General features: G+C 45.7%; 18 protein-coding genes and 1 pseudogene. 3 read left to right on the top strand and 16 right to left on the bottom strand.

Going from position 1 to position 18,582, the window contains the following annotated elements:
• Positions 1-24: 24 nt before the first annotated feature.
• The 7 genes from PJK55_RS02610 to PJK55_RS02580 form a co-directional block, all read right to left on the bottom strand.
• Positions 25-1,788 (bottom strand): ABC transporter ATP-binding protein, encoded by a 1,764-nt coding sequence (locus PJK55_RS02610; protein ID WP_271304695.1) that lies wholly within the window; start codon positions 1,786-1,788, stop codon positions 25-27.
• Entirely contained in the window at positions 1,778-3,532 is a 1,755-nt protein-coding gene (locus tag PJK55_RS02605; protein WP_214693979.1) for an ABC transporter transmembrane domain-containing protein, read from the bottom strand. Before PJK55_RS02605 ends, PJK55_RS02610 begins: the two co-directional genes overlap by 11 nt.
• 124 nt (positions 3,533-3,656) lie before the next feature.
• On the bottom strand, positions 3,657-3,890 hold the full coding sequence (locus PJK55_RS02600) for a YneF family protein (protein ID WP_012726454.1): 234 nt from the start codon (positions 3,888-3,890) through the stop codon (positions 3,657-3,659).
• Between the two features lie 125 nt (positions 3,891-4,015).
• Complete coding sequence (gene tkt / locus PJK55_RS02595; RefSeq protein ID WP_214692706.1) at positions 4,016-6,007, bottom strand: transketolase; 1,992 nt, start codon at positions 6,005-6,007, stop codon at positions 4,016-4,018.
• A 199-nt stretch (positions 6,008-6,206) separates the two neighbouring features.
• Entirely contained in the window at positions 6,207-6,440 is a 234-nt protein-coding gene (locus PJK55_RS02590) for a DUF896 domain-containing protein (protein ID WP_078147028.1), read from the bottom strand.
• Positions 6,441-6,500: 60 nt separating this feature from the next.
• Positions 6,501-7,145 carry a YneB family resolvase-like protein gene (locus tag PJK55_RS02585; RefSeq protein WP_074033881.1) on the bottom strand — a complete coding sequence of 215 codons (645 nt, stop codon included), beginning with the start codon at positions 7,143-7,145 and terminating at the stop codon, positions 6,501-6,503.
• A gap of 71 nt (positions 7,146-7,216) precedes the next feature.
• Positions 7,217-7,456 carry a hypothetical protein gene (locus PJK55_RS02580; protein ID WP_271304694.1) on the bottom strand — a complete coding sequence of 80 codons (240 nt, stop codon included), beginning with the start codon at positions 7,454-7,456 and terminating at the stop codon, positions 7,217-7,219.
• A 204-nt stretch (positions 7,457-7,660) separates the two neighbouring features.
• Between PJK55_RS02580 and lexA the strand changes: the two genes are divergently transcribed.
• Positions 7,661-8,281: a transcriptional repressor LexA gene (lexA, locus tag PJK55_RS02575; protein WP_214794808.1), complete on the top strand. Its 621-nt coding sequence runs from the start codon at positions 7,661-7,663 to the stop codon at positions 8,279-8,281.
• Positions 8,281-8,721 (top strand): metal-binding protein, encoded by a 441-nt coding sequence (locus tag PJK55_RS02570; RefSeq protein ID WP_271304693.1) that lies wholly within the window; start codon positions 8,281-8,283, stop codon positions 8,719-8,721. The genes lexA and PJK55_RS02570 overlap by 1 nt, the downstream gene beginning before the upstream one ends.
• 65 nt (positions 8,722-8,786) lie before the next feature.
• Here the strand turns inward: PJK55_RS02570 and PJK55_RS02565 are convergent, their stop codons facing one another.
• From PJK55_RS02565 to hflX, 6 genes are all read right to left on the bottom strand, one after another.
• A complete protein-coding gene (locus tag PJK55_RS02565; protein WP_271304692.1) occupies positions 8,787-9,728 on the bottom strand; it encodes a proline dehydrogenase family protein in 942 nt (313 codons plus the stop codon).
• Between the two features lie 65 nt (positions 9,729-9,793).
• Positions 9,794-10,609 carry an AraC family ligand binding domain-containing protein gene (locus tag PJK55_RS02560; protein ID WP_271304691.1) on the bottom strand — a complete coding sequence of 272 codons (816 nt, stop codon included), beginning with the start codon at positions 10,607-10,609 and terminating at the stop codon, positions 9,794-9,796.
• A 193-nt stretch (positions 10,610-10,802) separates the two neighbouring features.
• Positions 10,803-12,143, bottom strand: coding sequence for a type I glutamate--ammonia ligase (glnA, locus tag PJK55_RS02555; protein ID WP_214692727.1), 1,341 nt, complete (start codon positions 12,141-12,143; stop codon positions 10,803-10,805).
• A gap of 47 nt (positions 12,144-12,190) precedes the next feature.
• Entirely contained in the window at positions 12,191-12,595 is a 405-nt protein-coding gene (locus tag PJK55_RS02550; RefSeq protein ID WP_271304690.1) for a MerR family transcriptional regulator, read from the bottom strand.
• Positions 12,596-12,687: 92 nt separating this feature from the next.
• Positions 12,688-13,986 (bottom strand): methionine gamma-lyase family protein, encoded by a 1,299-nt coding sequence (locus PJK55_RS02545; RefSeq protein ID WP_271304689.1) that lies wholly within the window; start codon positions 13,984-13,986, stop codon positions 12,688-12,690.
• Positions 13,987-13,988: 2 nt separating this feature from the next.
• Positions 13,989-15,236, bottom strand: coding sequence for a GTPase HflX (gene hflX, locus PJK55_RS02540; RefSeq protein ID WP_271304688.1), 1,248 nt, complete (start codon positions 15,234-15,236; stop codon positions 13,989-13,991).
• Between the two features lie 101 nt (positions 15,237-15,337).
• Here hflX and PJK55_RS02535 point away from each other — a divergent pair, with 101 nt between their 5' ends.
• On the top strand, positions 15,338-16,342 hold the full coding sequence (locus PJK55_RS02535) for a tyrosine-type recombinase/integrase (protein WP_271304687.1): 1,005 nt from the start codon (positions 15,338-15,340) through the stop codon (positions 16,340-16,342).
• 97 nt (positions 16,343-16,439) lie between these two features.
• Here PJK55_RS02535 and PJK55_RS02530 read toward each other — a convergent pair whose 3' ends face one another.
• The 3 genes and pseudogenes from PJK55_RS02530 to PJK55_RS02525 form a co-directional block, all read right to left on the bottom strand.
• On the bottom strand, positions 16,440-16,805 hold the full coding sequence (locus tag PJK55_RS02530; RefSeq protein ID WP_442899493.1) for a transposase: 366 nt from the start codon (positions 16,803-16,805) through the stop codon (positions 16,440-16,442).
• A pseudogene (locus tag PJK55_RS15175) lies at positions 16,798-16,941 on the bottom strand (GNAT family N-acetyltransferase); the annotation flags it as partial. The pseudogene PJK55_RS15175 and the gene PJK55_RS02530, both read right to left, overlap by 8 nt.
• 193 nt (positions 16,942-17,134) lie before the next feature.
• Positions 17,135-18,238, bottom strand: a complete 1,104-nt coding sequence (locus PJK55_RS02525; RefSeq protein WP_271304685.1) for a hypothetical protein — start codon at positions 18,236-18,238, stop codon at positions 17,135-17,137.
• Between the last annotated feature and the right edge of the window lie 344 nt (positions 18,239-18,582).

Here is an 18,582-nt window from a genome sequence, read left to right as displayed (position 1 = left end):
ACCCGTATAGGTATCCCTTCCAATTCAAGACATCAGACGTTGTCCAGACTGTAATTCATACATTTTTTTGTACAGACCGTTTTGCTTCAATAACTGTTGATGATTCCCACGCTCGACAATTTCTCCACGATGCAGTACCAAAATCAAGTCTGCATCTTGAATCGTTGAAAGACGGTGAGCGATGGCGATCGTTGTACGACCACGTCGCATACGGTCGAGCGCCGTCTGTACGCGTTCTTCCGTCTCGGTATCGATTGAACTCGTCGCCTCATCGAGAATGAGTACTTTTGGATTACGGGCGACCGTTCGCGCAAATGCGAGCAATTGTCGCTCACCGCTCGAAAATGTTGCTCCACGCTCTCCGACAACATGACCGTACCCGGCATCTAATTTCTCGATGAACGTGTGTGCCTGGACAAACTCAGCGGCTTCACGGGCACGTTCTGAATCGATATTTGGATTGAATAACTTTAAATTTTCTTCAATCGTCCCAGTGAATAGAAACGGATCTTGTAGCACCAGTCCGACTTGTTGACGAAGCTCTTGCTCTTCAAATTGTTCGAGTGGCTGTCCGTCAATGGTGATGTGACCCGAGCCATATGGATAAAAGCGGGTCAACAAGTTGATAATCGAACTCTTCCCGCTACCCGTATGGCCTACGAGCGCAACTGTCTCACCAGGTTTTGCAACGAATGAGATTCGCTTCAACACGTCGACATCCCCGTCGTAGCTGAACGTCACATCCTCGAACCGTACTTCACCTTCTGTAATCCGAGCCTCGCCCGGCATTTGCTTTCCTGGTGCCGGCTCATCTGTATCCAAGATTTTAAAGACACGGTCTGCCGACACGACAGCTTGTTGGAATTCGCTCAATCGCTGCATAATATCGAGAACTGGTCGGAAGATCCGTTCGATATAGCTGATGAATGCGTAGACGACCCCGACCTGTACTTGCTCACTCATCGAGAGCACCCCGTAATATCCGAGTAGACCGATGATTGAGAAAGCAAGAAGGAGCTCGATGATTGGGCGTAGCAACATACTGTCGAGCTTTAAGTTTCGATATCGTGCCTCTTGATGCGCCTCATTCGTCTCTTCGAACTGACGGATGAGCCGCTCCTCTTGACGAAACTGTTGAATAATCCCCATGCCGTTGATCGACTCGTTCAACTGAGCGTTGAGCTGTGACAAGAGATCCCTCACTTGCGCGAAATATTTCGTTGAAAAACGACGATATGCCCAAATGATGAGCCAGAAGAGCGGCAACAAGACGAGTCCCATCGTTGCCAGCGGCGGTTCTAATATGTATAGGAAAATATACGTCCCAATCAATTGAACAGCAGACTGTACGAACGTGCTCATCACACCGACGTACAATTCTTTGACCGCTTCCGTATCATTCGTAATCCGTGAAACGAGGACGCCCGCTGGTGTTCTGTCGAAATAGGCGAGCCGCATCCCCATGACGTGGCGGAAAATATCCATTCGTATGTTTTGAACAATCTTCAACGCAATCTTTTGAAACGAAATCGACTGCAGATAATCAAACACGATTGCGGATACATGAAGAACCATATAGACCGTGAAGAGTGCGATGACCCAGTTCGTCGGGTAGACACCTGGCGTGACGAACTCATCGATGAACACTTTGATTAAAAACGGACCGGCCAACTTGGCACCTGTCGCAATCAATAGGAAGACGAAGGCGATACTGAGCGACTTCCCGTAACGTGTTGCATAGCTGAGTAGCCGTTTGATGACCTGCCATTCTTGAACATCATGCTTCATCGTGTCCACCTCCTTCTACAATCGCCTCAAGTTGTTGACGATCATACGTCTCTCGGTACCAACCGGTTTCTTGCAGCAATGCATCATGACGCCCACGTTGGACGATTTTGCCGTCTTCAATCACGAGAATCTCGTCTGCATGTTCGACAGCAGAGAGGCGATGCGCCACAATCACCCGTGCCTGTTCAGGGTTTCCGACACGGAAGTGTTCGATGATCGACTCTTCCGTCTTCGCATCGACTGCAGATAGCGCGTCATCCAAAATCAAGACGTCCGCTTCAGTCATGAGCGCACGCGCGATGGAGATCCGTTGTTTCTGTCCACCTGACAACGTCACACCGCGTTCGCCGACAAGCGTCGCGTATCCTTCCGGTAGCCGGATGATATCCTCATGCACTTCCGCGACTTTAGCCGCCTCGATGATTTCTTCCATGCTCGCATCGGGTCTTCCGAAAGCGATATTGTTCGCAATCGAATCGGAGAACAAGAAATGATCTTGTGGCACGACAGCAACTTTGTCCATCAATAACGATTTTTTCACTTGGCGAATATTGATGCCTCCGATTTTAATCTTTCCGTCTTTCACATCATACTCACGGGTCAACAGACGGACAATCGTCGTCTTACCCGCACCTGTCCTTCCGACAATGCCAATCGTCTTTCCGCGCTCAATCCGAAAATGGACATCACGGAGTACGACGGTTTCGTCATAGGCGAAGTGTCGCACATCGACTTCCACTTCTGAATGTGCAAGTGTCGTCGCGGCCATCCGGTCATCTTGAATCTCCGGTTTGACGGCGAGCATTCGCTCGATTCGGTCATATGATGCCCGTCCACGCTCGACAATGTTGAATAACCAACCGAACGCCAGCATCGGCCACGTCAACAGCGCCAAATAGGCTGTGAAACTGACAATTTGTCCGATTGTCAATTCACCTTGTTCAATCAAGACGGCGCCATACCCGACCGAGAGGATATAGGACAAGCCAACAATCCCAAAGATGGTCGGATCATATAACGCATCAATTTTGGCAACTCGTACGTTTTTTGCCATGACCTCACTCGATAAGTTCTCAAACGAGTCCACGTCTCGGTCGACTTCCCCGGTCGACTTCAAGACACGAACTCCACTGACACTCTCCTGTACTTTGTCATTCAATTCTGAAAATGCTGCTTGGGCGACGCCAAAGCGGCTATGTAACATCTTCCCATACCGTGTCGTCAGAGCGACCATGATCGGCAGTGGGAGCAAAGCAACGAGTGTAAGCTTCCAACTGATCGTCGTGATCATCGTAATGATGACGAACGTCCCAAGCGTTACGCTATCGACGAGTGTCAATATTCCCGCACCTGCCGTCATCGATACGGCCTGCACATCATTCGTCGCGTGGGCCATCAGGTCGCCAACACGTGATTTCTTGTAAAATCGTTGATCGAGATCGGTAAAATGCCGATACAGTTGGCTACGTAACATTCTTCCTAGTCGAATCGAAGCGCCGAAGATGAAATAGCGCCAAAAGAAGCGGGCAACATAATTCCCAATCCCGACTGCTGCGAGACCCCCGAGTAACATCCAGAGCGTATTTGACGAGAGTGAACCACGGTTGATTTCGTCGACGATTCGACCAATGATACGCGGTGGAATCAATTCTAGCCCTGCCACGAATATGAGCAAGACGATGCCGAGTGCATACGTCTTCCACTCGAGACGCAAAAACCAAGACAATTGTTTAAATACACGAATATGAAACGCCCCCTTTGTCTTTATATGAAGATTATTCATTAATCGTAGCGAAAGTTTGTTCGATTGTCTAACAAAAAGAGGAAACAAAAAAGCACTTCGGATACCGAAGTGCTCTCGTGATTGATTATGATTTCTTTTCGTTTTTCATCTGCACGTTCATGGCGCGCATCACTTGGTTGACTTTCTTCTGTGATGGCTTTTGACCCATTTGCATCATCAACGTACGAATCATATCTTCATTGATTGGCGGGTTCTGTTCAAGGTAGTTCATCATGTATTTACGCGCGATAAAGAATCCGATCGCGATACCCCCGATGAGTGCTGCCACGACAAGAAGAATCCAGAATAATGTACTCAAGGCTTTACCTCCTCTACCATATGAAACATCGTTTTTTACTATACACTAAATTGACCAACTTCGCTAGTCGTCCAGAAAAAAAGTGACGACCAAACAAATGGTCGTCACGAGAATTTCGAATTCGATTAAAGCGATTTTACCGCATTGACGACGTTGTCGACTGACATGCCGTATTCTTTCATGAGGAGGTCCCCAGGTGCAGATGCTCCGAACTTGTCGATTCCGAGTACTTTTCCACCGAATCCTACGTATTTATACCATCCAAGTGTCGCACCCGCTTCAAGTGATACACGTTTCGTGATTGAAGATGGAAGGACAGACTCTTTATATTCAGCAGATTGTGCTTCAAAGAGTTCCCATGATGGCATCGATACGACTGCCGCATTCACGCCTTCAGCCGCAAGCTGCTCACGCGCTTCAACGAGGACGTGTACTTCAGAACCCGTACCGAGCAAGAGGACGTCTGCATCTTTCGATTCACCTGCAACGACGTATGCTCCTTTTGCTGCCGTTTCAACTGATGTGCCTTCGAGCTCTGGCAACGCTTGACGTGTCAAGACGAGGAGTGAAGGTGTCGTTTTCGATGTTACCGCTTGTTTCCAAGCAGCGATTGTTTCTTTCCCGTCTGCCGGGCGAAGAACAGAGAGGTTCGGCATCGCGCGGAAACTCATCAAATGTTCAACTGGCTCGTGTGTTGGGCCATCTTCACCAACTGCAATTGAGTCGTGCGTCAAGATGAACGTTGACGGAAGTCCCATGAGTGCAGCAAGACGAACTGCCGGGCGAAGGTAATCCGAGAAGACGAAGAATGTCGCACCGTAAGGAAGGACGCCACCGTGAAGTGCCATTCCGTTTACAGCTGCCGCCATTGCGAACTCTCGTACACCAAACCAGATGTTACGTCCAGCTGGATCTTCATCGAAGTCCACTGCACCTTTAATCATCGAGTTGTTTGACCCTGCAAGGTCAGCAGATCCACCGAAGAGTGTCGGTACTGCTTTCGCGATTGCGTTTAAAACTTCACCGCTCGTTTGACGTGTCGCTTTTTTCGAACCGATTTCGAATGTTGGCAACTCGCTGTCCCAACCTTCAGGAAGTTCGTTGTTCATCGCACGCTCGAACTGTGCACCGAGTTCTGGATGTGCCGCTTTATATGCTTCTACGAGTTCGTTCCAGTCTGACTCATATTTTGCGCCAGGCTCGACAACTTTCTCGTTGAATAAGTCATATACTTCGTTTGGTACGTAGAATGACTCGCCTTCCCATTTATAGAACTGTTTCGTCAATTCGATTTCAGCATCTCCAAGTGGAGCACCGTGTGATGCCGATTTACCTGATTTGTTCGGTGAACCGAATCCGATGACCGTTTTCACTTCGATCAATGTCGGTTTTGACGTTTCCGCTTTCGCTGCATCGATTGCTTTTGCGATTGAATCGATATCTGTTCCGTCTTCGACACGAATGACTTGCCATCCGTACGCGTTGAAACGGTCTTCTACGCTTTCAGAGAACGACTTGTGAAGATCGCCATCGAGTGAGATATCGTTTGAATCGTAAAGAACGACGAGTTTACCGAGCTTCAAGTGACCAGCGAGTGATGCCGCTTCTGCCGATACACCTTCCATCAAGTCTCCGTCTCCGCAAATTCCAAACGTGTAGTGGTCAACGACGTTGAACTCGTCGCGGTTGTAAGTCGCTTCTAAATGCTTCTCTGCCATGGCCATTCCGACAGCCATTGCAATCCCTTGTCCAAGTGGTCCCGTCGTCGCATCGACACCAGCCGTATGACGGTATTCTGGGTGACCAGGAGTCTTCGAGTCCATTTGACGGAATGATTTAAGGTCGTCCATCGACAAATCATATCCAGACAAGTGAAGGAGCGAATACAAGAGCATCGATCCATGACCTGCCGAAAGAACGAAACGGTCACGGTTGAACCAGTTTGGATTTTTCGGGTTGTGACGCATTTTGTCTGTCCAAAGTGTGAACGCCATAGGTGCAGCGCCCATCGGCATCCCTGGGTGACCAGAGTTCGCTTTTTGGACCGCATCAATTGAAAGCGTCCGGATCGAGTTAATCGCTAATAATTCTTTAGTAGTTGTTTCCACTAATTTCATCCTCTCTGTGTTAAGAAGGTTTTCTACCCGTCATATTTTATCACACTCATTCGTGTGTCACAACTAATTAATTAGTATAACACATTAAGTGAAATCGTTTCCTTCAATTGCCTTGAAAAAACAGCAATCCGTTCGTCTGATGACCGTTCGTGTATAACAAAAATGCACATCCTATACGAAATAGGATGTGCATTCAACATCACTCGCCACGATAGCGTTTTTGATCTTCTTTCAACTTCTCCGGGGTGACGTCGTTCCCATCTGGATCGACGACCTTCATCCCCATCATTTGTGACTTGAACGATTGACGGAACGCCTTCAAATATTCTTGACGCAAGTCTTGTTGTTCGTTCATTTCATCTTGAGACAGTCCTTCTGTCTTCGCTTTGTTGGCGAGGAAATTGATTCGCTCCAATTGTCCTGGTGCTAACATCTGACTCGCCCCCTCTCTAGTGAATTTGTTCTTATACTTTACAAAATCAGAGAGGAAGAATCAAGTTTCAGCTACTGACTGGTGCTCGAGATAACGTCGATTGACGGTCGCTTTCGACACTTCATAACCAAATCCGCGGAGTGTTGCCGCAATCTCAGCAAACGTCAACCCGCGCTCGCGCAGTTGGATAATCTCCTCGATTGGCACTTCGATTCGATGTCGCCCACCTTGATCGTTATTTTGAATATTGCGCTGTGGGTTAAATCCGTTGGCGACGGCACGGCGCATTCCGCGAGAAATTTTAGCATTGTGAATTTTGCGTTGATACTCTTCCACAACACTGACAATCTCTAATACCATTTTTTCGGCATCGGAAACGACATAGTCCGACGTCGATTGCATCGTCAGCAACCGAACGTCATGTTTCATCAATGTGTGCAAGATGGCAATCTTGGCATTCCCTCGTCCCAGGCGACTGTCGTCCGTGACAAGTACGGCATCCAAATCAGACATCGACACATGGTCAAGCAAATCAAGAAGCCCCTGTCGATTCACTTCATATCCACTTTCTTGCTCCGTGATGATTTCTATAACTTCTGCCCCTAGTTGCGAAGCCAGATGCTGTAATTCATCGACTTGTCGACTGAGTGATGTCTCTTGGGTGGACTTGTTCGTCGATACCCGACAATAGATGACGACTCGCATCGCATCACTCCCTTTCATCGCATTCATTCCTTACGATACACAGTTCGAGAACGGTTCGCAATGATCAACAATCACTCAGCGGCATACCATTTTGTTTTTCGTTCATGATGCTCTTCTCGTTCTGCCATAATTTGTGCTTCGAGTGATTCCGCTTGGACATAAGCGACTTCTTCTTCAATCGTACGTTTCTCCGTAGTGACGACTGGTTCGACTACTGCCGGTTCCCCTCGCATCTCCCCTGCCAAATAAAAAGCGAACATCCCGACCAAGAGCATCCCGACTAAAATGATTCCGTTAAGTGTGTCTTTCATGATTACATTGCCTCCTGTATAAGAATATATGTTCGTTAGAACGTTTGTTCGTTTATCTGTTCTCATCATAAAACAAGAACCCGTGTTCGGTCAACACAAAAAAAACGAACGAATGTTTGTACGCTCATGTGTTCTTGTGTTACACTAGATACATAAAGAATAGGATGCGTTTGCAGGTTATTCGATTACATCGAGGTGAACATAATGAAAAAAATGTCAGCGCGACAACAACAGATTCTTGATTTCATCAAAGACGAAGTTCGGGCAAAGGGATATCCGCCTTCTGTTCGTGAAATTGGAGAAGCCGTCGGCCTTGCTTCTAGTTCGACCGTACACGGTCACTTAGATCGTTTGGAAAAACGCGGGTTGATCCGTCGAGACAAGACGAAACCTCGCGCGATTGAAATTTTGACTGAAGATATGCCGACAATGGAAGAGCAAGAGTCCGTCATGTACGTACCGGTCATCGGGAAAGTTACCGCCGGGACACCGATTACCGCCATCGAGAACGTGGAAGAACACTTCCCGCTCCCGGCACATATCGTCGGTTCAGATAATGTATATATGTTGTCCGTTTCCGGAGATTCGATGATCAACGCCGGAATTTTGGACGGGGACCGCGTGCTCGTTCGTCAGCAAAGCACCGCCGACAATGGAGAGATTGTCGTCGCCATGACCGATGAGGGCGAGGCGACTGTGAAACGGATTTATAAAGAAGCTTCAAAAGTCCGTCTTCAACCGGAAAACGATGAGTTGGAAGCGATGTATTTTGACAACGTCTCGATTTTAGGGAAGGTCATCGGTGTATACCGGACGATTCATTAATGGCTAGTGGCAAGACCCATACCCGAACGAATCTCGTGGCAACCGGCGCACTTGCGGTTGCCACGCCTTTTATTGACATCGATATTCCGTTCGCATTGATCATCGGTGCGATTATCGGTACACTCTGGCTCTCCCCAGATCTTGACTTAAAATCAGATGCCTATTACCGATGGGGTCCACTTAAATTCATATGGCTCCCATATGTGAAGCTCATGCCACACCGTTCGCTCTTTTCGCATTTACCTGTTTTGAGTGATCTGATTCGGATTGCGTACATCGGCTTCCCACTCATTCTGCTCTTGCCCTTCACAGTATATGAAACAGAAATCCGGTCGTGGGTGGACGTACACGGCATGTCGTTCTTTTTAGGTCTTGTATTTGCGACGACACTGCACACGACGCTCGACTACACATCGACATTTTTTAAAAAAGCATTTTGATCAACCAAAAGGACCACCTTCTGTGCTTCACGAAGGTGGTCCTATTTTAGACATACAGCTTCTTCTCATCTCGTTTTTTGGTTAATGACGTCTGATATAAATGTATAGATATTCGATGGATGTTCAGCAATTCTGTGAACAACGTATAGATACCACTCTGTTCCATAGGTCACATATTTCTTAGTCGATATTCCTCGTTGTTTCAAACTATTCAATAGTTCTGACTGAACTCCATCCAACATCTCTACTTCCACGTGTGAACCTCTAAGAAGACCTTTCTCTTCCAATAAATTTAATAATGATACATCATGCGTTGCAAGAGAGAGCATTTGATTTGTAGACTGACATTTCTCAACAAACTTCACATAACGATCATTTAACTCATTCGATCTAGGTGTATATACTCCCTCATCTTCCTGATAGGCACCTTTTACTAACCGTATCCGTCTTTGTTTTTGAACCAGTTTTAATAAGTCGGCTTCAGTTCGCTTAAGATGAACTTGCAACGTCACTCCAATGTTTGAGTGTATTTCTTCCACATGATTATAAATCGAGAGAATTCGTTCAGTCTTCGCACTTTCTTCCATACTAATCATTATCGTCGCATCATATCGTTTTGCTTCAATTGCCAGTTCGAGCAAATTTGAGATTGCCAGTTCATCTGATACCATCATACCTATATGGGATAAATCTAATGAGATTGTAAAATGTCTTAAATGCTTACCTAGTTCAATCATTAATTCAAGAAACTCATTTTTGGCCCTATTACATTCTGTCTCAGACATCGTATTTTCGCCTATAAATTCAAGTGAGACTCGATGTCCTTCTGTTTGGAATTGAATAGCACGTTCAATTCCATCCTCCCTCTTCTCACCCGCAACAAATCGCTTCGCCCCACTTAAAAATAGTCGGTAGAGATTATCGTCATTTTGAATATATGACTTAATGTCTTGATTTCTAGCAATTGATTTTAAAGAATCAACAAATCTTTTTTCTTCGTGTGTCATCATATCTCTCCCTCATTCATAAAAGCTAAAATTAAGTCATAAAAAAGTGTGGTTATTGACACACTCTATGCGTGGTTAATCGCTTTGTATTGACCTGGTGTAAAACCAATAAAATCAATAAATGATTTATGAAGGTGACTTTGATCGACAAAACCCGTTTCAAGCGCTACATCTATTGGTCGTTCACCTTGTTCCAATCGTTTCTTCGCTTCGTTCACTCGAACAGTCTGCAAATATTTATATGGTGTGATTCCTTTATATTTCGAAAAAGCTCTTAGTAACGTGAACTTATTCATTCCAAAAGTTGCTGACAATTCATCTAAGGAAAGAGGACGTTTATAATTTTCATTTACGTACTGACAGATTTCCTCAATACCAACCTCACTTTTAACAACGTCGCTTCCATTGATTACTTTGGCATAATTGGTTATCAATTCATGAATCATACGATGAAATTTATCTACTTTTCCGGCTTTGTTTTCTTTATCCATAATCAAGTGATGAAGTTCACGAAGTAAACCAGCATGGTCTGCATGTTTAAAAACCGGAGACATAAAATAGGGAAGACTATATTCTCCTGTCAGATGATACATGGCTCTTCGCATAACATCAGACTCAATGTTCAGACAGCGGTAATCTAATTCTTCATGATTAATCGCCTCACAAGCATGAATATCAAATGGATTAAAGAATATTAGATCACCCGTACCGATTATATATTCTTGTCCTTTACATGATAGTTTTCTGTGACCTCGCTCAATAAACCCTAAGACGTAGTATTCGTGAAAATGACTCGGGAACTTCTGCATGATCCCTTCGAATCGATATGCTTCAATCCCTAATTCATGATCAAAACAAATTTCTCTAACTTCATTCTCCATATAACTTACCTCACTCATTTTGATACAAGAAACTATAACATGCTCTCGTCCCTGTTTCTTGTATATTATTGACTGTGCAACTCTTTTTTATGCTTCCACATTTGAATCGAATACAAAAAAAGTGCCGAAACACGCTTCATCGAAGCATATTTCGGCACTTTTAACATATCGCTATTTCAATATTAAGAGAAGATTAGTAGAGCGTCATGTACTGATCGCGTTCCCACTCCGTGACTTGCATACGGAACATATCCCACTCGATTTCTTTCAATTCGAGGAAGTGTTCGCCGATATGCTCACCGAGTGATTCCATCACGACTTTGTCCGCACGAAGGACTTCGAGTGCGTCGAAGAGCGTTGCCGGAAGATCGTCGATCCCGTTCGCTACACGTTCAGGTTTGTCCATCACGTAGATGTTGCTGTCGATTGGTTTTGGTGCATTCAAATCTTTTTCGATTCCGTCAAGACCTGAAGCCAAGAGAGCTGCAAGAGCGAGGTACGGGTTCGCTGCTGGGTCAACCGAACGTACTTCGATACGAGTCGAGAGACCACGTGCTGCTGGTACACGTACGAGTGGTGAACGGTTGCGTGCGCTCCATGCGACGTAGCAAGGTGCTTCGTAACCAGGTACGAGACGCTTGTAAGAGTTCACAGTCGGGTTACATACTGCTGTGAACGCACGAGCGTGCTCCAAGATACCAGCTGTGAACGCGCGTGCTGTGTCTGAAAGTTCCATGTCGCCATTTGGATCGTAGAAGACGTTTGTGTCGCCTTTGAAGAGTGACATGTTCGCGTGCATTCCTGAACCGTTCACTCCAAAGAGTGGTTTTGGCATGAATGTCGCGTGAAGACCATACTTCGCAGCGATCGTCTTAACAACGAGCTTGAACGTTTGGATGTTATCTGCCGTTGTGACAGCATCTGCGTATTTGAAGTCGATTTCGTGTTGTCCTGGTGCAACTTCGTGGTGTGATGCTTCGATTTCAAAGCCCATGTTTTCAAGTTCGATGACGATTTCTTTACGGCAGTTTTCACCGAGGTCAACTGGTGCCAAGTCGAAGTATCCACCTTGGTCGTTGAGTTCAAGTGTCGGACGACCTGATGCGTCTTTCTTGAACAAGAAGAACTCTGGCTCTGGTCCAACGTTGAACGCTGAGAAGCCAAGTTTTTGCATTTTCTCAAGGTTACGCTTGAGTGTACCGCGCGGGTCACCACTGAATGGTGTACCGTCTGGGTTATAAATATCACAAATTAAGCGAGCGACTTTTCCGCTGCCATCTGTCCACGGGAAGACAACCCATGTGTTGAGGTCTGGATATAAGTACATGTCTGATTCCTCGATGCGGACGAATCCTTCGATTGACGATCCGTCAAACATCATCTTGTTATCAAGTGCTTTGTCCAATTGGCTGATCGGTACCTCGACGTTTTTGATTGTTCCGAGGATATCCGTGAATTGAAGACGAATAAAGCGTACGTCTTCCTCTTGTGCGATGCGTTTAATGTCTTCTTTTGTGAACGTTTTTCTGGCCATGGTAAAATGTCCCCTCTCACATTGTGTAATGGTTGATGTGTGCGGCGTTATCGATAAAAACGTGAAAGCTCGCCTTGAATGAGCGACGTCTTATTGAAACGACCGGCTTCTTGAAGCTGTGTTTTCAACAAATGATGTAACTCTTTTTCCGAAACCTTTGGTGCTTCATTGACCGGTGCGGTCGGAGCAGACGTTTCTGCTTCTTTTTCACCTTCTTGCTCTAACATGTGGCGAATTGCCGCCAAATTAAAGCCTTGGTCAATGTAATCCTTGATTGCGAGTAGACGTTCGACATCATTAAAGGAATAAAGCCGTCGTTTCGATTCCGTCCGACTAGGCGAAATCAGACCCTGTTCTTCATAATACCGAATCTGTCTACCAGTCAGTTGCGTCAGATCTTGGACGATTCCAATCGGAAACAACGGGTTGGAGCGACGAAATTGATCAGCCATCCTTACCCCTCCTTTTCTGTCTCACAATGTGAGAATAATACATGACAACAATCCTGTCAATAGATGTTAAGAAAGTTAACATGACAGAACGGTTACAAATGCGCTTGCTGATTTTGGTCATTGAATTCGACCAGTCCTTTATCGTGTAATTGGCTCAACGCCAACATAAGCGCGACTTTCACGTGAGCATACGTCAGACCACCTTGAACATACGCTGTGTATGGTGCTCGGAGTGGTCCATCCGCTGACAGCTCGATCGATGACCCTTGAATGAACGTCCCTGCTGCCATGATGACGTCATCTTCATATCCAGGCATATAGGCCGGAACGGGTAACGCATGAGCGTTTACCGGTGATGCCATTTGGATGCTTTGACAAAACGCGATCATTTTCTCACGGTCGCGGAACGTCACTGACTGAATCAAGTCCGTTCTTGGAGTCGAATAATGTGGGTCAGTCTCAAACCCAATCAACGATAAAAGGCTTGCCGTCAAGTGTGCCCCTTTCAATGCCTGTGCGACAGTATGAGGAGCCATATAAAAGCCCTGATACATTTCTTGAAGTGAATAGAGTGATGGTCCGGCTTCACTCCCGATACCTGGAGTCGTCATCCGGAACGAACAACGTTCAATCAGTTCTTTCGTCCCTGCGATATACCCTCCCGTCTTCGCCAACCCGCCTCCTGGGTTCTTGATCAAGGAACCCGCCATCAAGTCTGCACCGACGTGCGTCGGTTCGATTGTCTCGACAAATTCACCGTAGCAATTGTCAACGAACACATACACATGCGGATGCGCCGCTTTGATGCGTTCGATGGCAAACTTGATTTCCTCGACTGGAATACTGCGACGATTCGCATATCCTTTCGAACGCTGAATCCCAACGAGTTTCGTCTCCGGACGAATCCGTTCGATGACGCGGTCGATGTCGATTTCACGTTCCTCTTTTAATTCAACAGTGTCGTAATGGACACCAAGTTCTTTTAATGAGCCGCGACCGTCCCCACGGATACCGACGATTTCCTCGAGCGTGTCATATGGCTTCCCTGTGATATACAACAATTCGTCACCTGGTAGGAGAACACCGAACAAGGCAATCCCGATCGCATGCGTACCCGAGATGATTTGCGGACGGCATAATGCGAGCTCTGCTCCGAACACATCTGCATAAATCGACTCGAGCGTGTCACGACCGAGATCATCATATCCATACCCTGTCGTCGGATTAAAATGGAAATCCGATACTTTGTGCTTTTTAAACGATTCGAGAACACGATACTGGTTGAACTCAGCCGTCTCTTCAATCTTCTCAAAAAATGGTTTCACTCGTGCCTCGGCCTTTTTCACATACGGCGCGAGTGCATCATAATGTTCAATCTTTTCTTGCCACATACTTACACCTCAAATTGTTTTAGCGTCGCATATAGACGCGTGTCTTCTCTCATATAGCCTACCAACTCGACAGAACCGTCATCCAAGAAGTTTTCTTCAAGACGGTACATCGCCTCCTTGGCTGGGTGGTAATGTTCAAAAGCCGTCACCGGTAAAACGACGTGGACCATTGTTAAAATGTCCGAGATTTTATCTTCGAGTGCACCAGTCAACTGTTCGATATCTTCTGATGCAATCGCAGAGATCAACAGCGGTCCACCGACGAAGTCTTCCGTGAGCCGGTCTTTCTTATTATATACCTCGAGTTGTGGGACCTCACTCGCACCGAGTTCTTCCAATACCGCATTCGTCGTATCGATTTGGTTCAAATAATGTGGGTTCGATGCATCGATGACGTGGAGGATCAAATCAGCACCGACCACTTCTTCCAAAGTCGAACGGAAAGCGGCAACGAGTTTCGTCGGTAAATCACGAATAAATCCGACCGTATCGGTAATCAACACTTTTCCACCGCGTGGAAGTTCGAGTTCACGCGTCAACGGGTCAAGTGTTGCGAACAACTCATCCTGTTCATACGTATCTGCATCCGTCAATCGGTTAAAGATTGTCGACTTCCCGGCATTCGTATACCCGACGAGCGCGACCTGGAAGACGCGATTTTCTTTCCGACGTTCCCGGTAGCGATCCCGGTGTGCGACCGTTCCTTCGAGTTGTTTCGTAATCTCATCGATGCGACGCTTGATGTGGCGACGGTCCGACTCAAGTTTTGTCTCACCCGGTCCACGAGTCCCGATTCCACCACCGAGTCGCGAGAGCTGTGTCCCTTGTCCGATGAGACGTGGTAGTAAATAGTTCATCTGCGCGAGTTCGACCTGCAATTTCCCTTCGCGCGATTGCGCACGGCTCGCAAAGATATCTAAGATGAGCTGCGTACGGTCAATCAGCTTCATCTCATCCGGGTCGTTCAAGGCGATGCGAATGTTCTTCGACTGCGCCGGTGTCAACTCGGCGTTAAAGATTAACAAATCCGGCTCGAACTGTTCGACGAGCATCGCGAGCTCTTCAATTTTCCCTTTCCCGATAAAGGTACGACGGTCGACTTGCTGACGTTTTTGGTCGAGTCGTGCGACGACTTCACCTTGCGCCGTATCCACGAGTTCGACGAGCTCGCCCATCGACTGTTCATATGTCCAATCATCGACATTCGGTAACTGACAGCCGACGATGACAACTTTTTCACGTTCTATCATGTAATCCCTCATTCCATAAAGTCTCACCTTTCATCTTACCACGAATCAACGTATAGAGAACGTCCGTTTGTGGTAGGATAAAAGAAGAAGGAGGCTCGACCATGACGAAACGTAGAAAAGACTATCCGCTCCCGGAATTTATCGAAACGTACTTGTATCATCTCGGAGCAAGCGGCCGTCAACCCTCGACACTAAAACGATATCGCTACGACTTGATTGACGTGCATAAATACTTTCACGACCACAATGTCGAACTGAACGAACCGACGGACTGGTTAGACGTCCCCATCGAATCGTGGAAGACGTTTGTGAATGACTTTTTAATCGAAGAGAAGCACTATCAACAGGCGACCGTTGCCCGAATCGTCACGGTCATCAATAGCCTGACCCACTTTTTAAATCCGCTCCGGAAAAAGATGCTCGCCTACTCGCAGCCGGCACATACGTTGTCCATCGACCAAATCGCACTCGAGTCTGAATTCGATCGTCTTGTTCATACGATTCGTTCGACGAGGGGCTTGAGCGAGAATCAGTTGCAAGCCCACCCATATCTCGTCAATCGGAACGAACTGATTGTGACGCTCTTCTATAAGTACGGCTTGCGCGTCCATCACATCATTCGTTTGCGTATGAGCGACCTGCATCTGGCTGATCACACCTTTGACGTGTATGACCGTCTCGGGAACCAGTTCACGTTGAAGCTCTCGCAAGAAGACCAATCGTTACTCATGAACTACCTAGCTGACATCCCGACACCGGTGCGACCACGCTGGTACTCGGAAGACCCAGTCTTCGTCTCATTCGATTTCGCAAGGATGACGTTCCGCTGGGTATATGCGAAAAATCAGCCGAAACAACTAACGATTGTCATGATCACGAAGATGATGCGGCAGCTAAACGAGCGGAGCGGACTCGCACGATCGGTCACCCCGTCAATGCTTCGAAACGCCCATGTGTTAAAGACATATGCGAGCGATATGACGCCATCTGAGCGAATGAACGTCACCTGTATGCACAAAGAATCTTCCCTTCGCCGTTACGAACAAGCGTATGAAGAGTTTGGAACTGAATTATTCGAGTCAGACGAAAGACCCGCCCTCTCGTGAAGGACGGGTCTTTGTCATGTAACTCAAGTGTATGGAGGAAAATACGAATCCACTTCAAATTGATCGTTCGAATCATCATATAACTCAATATAATATCTCATCTTCTATTCTCCTCGTCATTGCCATCCATGTTCAATTCGACCAATTCTAAGAATGAGTCCTGCAATTCATTCTCCGTATCTTGTGAGTCTAGGAGTAACTTAGGCTCAATCTCGCTATCATTTAGCGTGGAACTTCCGTCAATAATCCCTAGCATATGAGAGACTGTATCAATCATGATTTGTTCCATCATCTTTAATAAGATTTCCTTTTCTTCTGGATTAGAGTTTTGATATAAATTCCAAAACGCATCCATGTTTGAATCCACTTCTACCGTCTCATACATTTCTTTATATTCATCGATTCCTTCTCTGATTACCGTTTCAAAAATCGCCCTAACAAATTCTTGATTCACGTCAGTCATTATTTCCTCTCCATTCATCCTGCAACAACCCATAAACAACATGATCAACGTAACGGTCATACAGCCATTCTGCATCTCGAATGACCCCTTCTTCTTTAAAACCGAAACGTTCCGGGAGTGCGCAGATTTTTACATTTCATGTTGCGATTTTAATCTAAATCTTATATAGATTAAGCACTTAGAACCTGTACTCAATCATGCCCCCGAGTGTTTGAGTAATCATGTTTCTTGAATCTGAATGTGTGTCTCGACTTCATTCCAGAAGCAGAGAGCGTCATCGGCTTTTTTTATTCACGTTTGCGGGTTTCAAAAAATTTATCATTTATGTTTTATTCTACGACCAAATCTACTCCCATAGGGTAATCAATCCGGATAGCATTAATCAATTTCAAATTTTCATCGACAATTAACAGTCTACCAGATTTATCATCTTCTCCTACCTCGGTGAGATACGAGCGCTTCAAAATCGGATTGTAGTACAAGTATCGATATAGATTATTTTCATCCCAGTATGGAAGATCCATCTTTTCGACGGAAAAATCTTTTCCGAATGACCACTTCACCATCATTAGTTCGTCGACTGATGTCTCCGAATCATATTTTGAGACGATTTGATAGCCTATGTTCGCATCAATCATACGAATACCTTCATGAGAATTGTAATACGCGTTATCAATTACTTGATGATACGTCGAAGTTTTTTTCCCTGAAGCATCGATTCGATGCATCATACCTAGGCTGTCAGCAAAATAGGTGTTGTTCCCATCCGTATGTAACGCCGTATACTCATAAGGCTCCTCTTCACCGCGGTAAACTGTCGCTTCGCCAGTCACTCGGTCGAGAAACACCATCGCCGCGTCTTCTCCATCCGCCCCTTCTTCCCCTGCGCTCACATAAGCGATGTGATTCTCCGTCTCTAGAAGTGGCGAGTGGGTAGGTAAATTTTGTGGTGGCGTCAAATAATTCTGTCGTTCTTCAACATTTGAAATCGTCATCGACATTCCTAATCCTTCAACATACGTCTGCGTGCCGGTTTGATAAGATGCAATCGATTTAAACCAAGTCTGTTCTCCTTGATGACTAATTGAATCCAGCATCACATCGTGTTCGAAATAGGTAATATCTTCTTTGTTGAATCTTTTCGTGTCTAGATTGAATGTATAATAGTGATTGGCATACTGTCCACTATTCAAAGAACCAAAAAGCGTGTCTGGTCGAGTAGTCTTCGCATCAAGACTGATCGCCCCGAAATTTGAATCTTGAATACTTTCTTCATTCATGATATTTCCGTCTTGATCAATCTCTACTAAATACGTGTCTTTCGGCTCATTCTCGTCTGCCCATATATTTAAGTAAGGGTATAGCAAATAAAGATGTCCACTCGGTGGTTGAAACGTCACGTCCGTGATATCGGTCGAAATAACTGGTGCCAAGGGTCTATCTTCTGTTGTAAAAAATTGATGAATGGTATAAATTGTTATAACTCCTAAAATTGTTAAAGTAAAACTAATCATAACTTTTTTTGAAATGTACACTTTTACTAAAACCTCTTTCTTTATCCTCTCAATGCGAACTGGTATCCTCGGACGCAGTGAATTTTAACCTATCTGGGGAACATATCAATATTTTACTCGGCTATTTTCTTTACCCACAGGAAACAATTGCTTAAGCGTTAAAGGAACTCGATAAGAAATGAAATTACCATATGTGTTAACTACATAATGGACTGGCGAGTTCGTCTACCGTGTAGGTTGAATGTGCATGTCTGACAAAGTAT

It is taken from the genome of Exiguobacterium sp. MMG028 (assembly GCF_027947425.1).
Classification (GTDB): domain Bacteria; phylum Bacillota; class Bacilli; order Exiguobacteriales; family Exiguobacteriaceae; genus Exiguobacterium; species Exiguobacterium aestuarii_A.
Note: the sequence above shows the minus strand (reverse complement) of the source record. Positions and strands in the feature narration are given on the sequence as shown.

Coding starts and splice junctions, on each gene's coding strand:
- PJK55_RS02610 (WP_271304695.1), bottom strand. CDS start 1,788: ATGAAGCATGATGTTCAAGAATGGCAGGTCATCAAACGGCTACTCAGC.
- tkt (WP_214692706.1), bottom strand. CDS start 6,007: ATGAAATTAGTGGAAACAACTACTAAAGAATTATTAGCGATTAACTCG.
- PJK55_RS02590 (WP_078147028.1), bottom strand. CDS start 6,440: ATGTTAGCACCAGGACAATTGGAGCGAATCAATTTCCTCGCCAACAAA.
- PJK55_RS02585 (WP_074033881.1), bottom strand. CDS start 7,145: ATGCGAGTCGTCATCTATTGTCGGGTATCGACGAACAAGTCCACCCAA.
- PJK55_RS02580 (WP_271304694.1), bottom strand. CDS start 7,456: ATGAAAGACACACTTAACGGAATCATTTTAGTCGGGATGCTCTTGGTC.
- lexA (WP_214794808.1), top strand. CDS start 7,661: ATGAAAAAAATGTCAGCGCGACAACAACAGATTCTTGATTTCATCAAA.
- PJK55_RS02570 (WP_271304693.1), top strand. CDS start 8,281: ATGGCTAGTGGCAAGACCCATACCCGAACGAATCTCGTGGCAACCGGC.
- PJK55_RS02565 (WP_271304692.1), bottom strand. CDS start 9,728: ATGACACACGAAGAAAAAAGATTTGTTGATTCTTTAAAATCAATTGCT.
- PJK55_RS02560 (WP_271304691.1), bottom strand. CDS start 10,609: ATGGAGAATGAAGTTAGAGAAATTTGTTTTGATCATGAATTAGGGATT.
- glnA (WP_214692727.1), bottom strand. CDS start 12,143: ATGGCCAGAAAAACGTTCACAAAAGAAGACATTAAACGCATCGCACAA.
- PJK55_RS02550 (WP_271304690.1), bottom strand. CDS start 12,595: ATGGCTGATCAATTTCGTCGCTCCAACCCGTTGTTTCCGATTGGAATC.
- PJK55_RS02545 (WP_271304689.1), bottom strand. CDS start 13,986: ATGTGGCAAGAAAAGATTGAACATTATGATGCACTCGCGCCGTATGTG.
- hflX (WP_271304688.1), bottom strand. CDS start 15,236: ATGATAGAACGTGAAAAAGTTGTCATCGTCGGCTGTCAGTTACCGAAT.
- PJK55_RS02535 (WP_271304687.1), top strand. CDS start 15,338: ATGACGAAACGTAGAAAAGACTATCCGCTCCCGGAATTTATCGAAACG.
- PJK55_RS02530 (WP_442899493.1), bottom strand. CDS start 16,805: ATGACTGACGTGAATCAAGAATTTGTTAGGGCGATTTTTGAAACGGTA.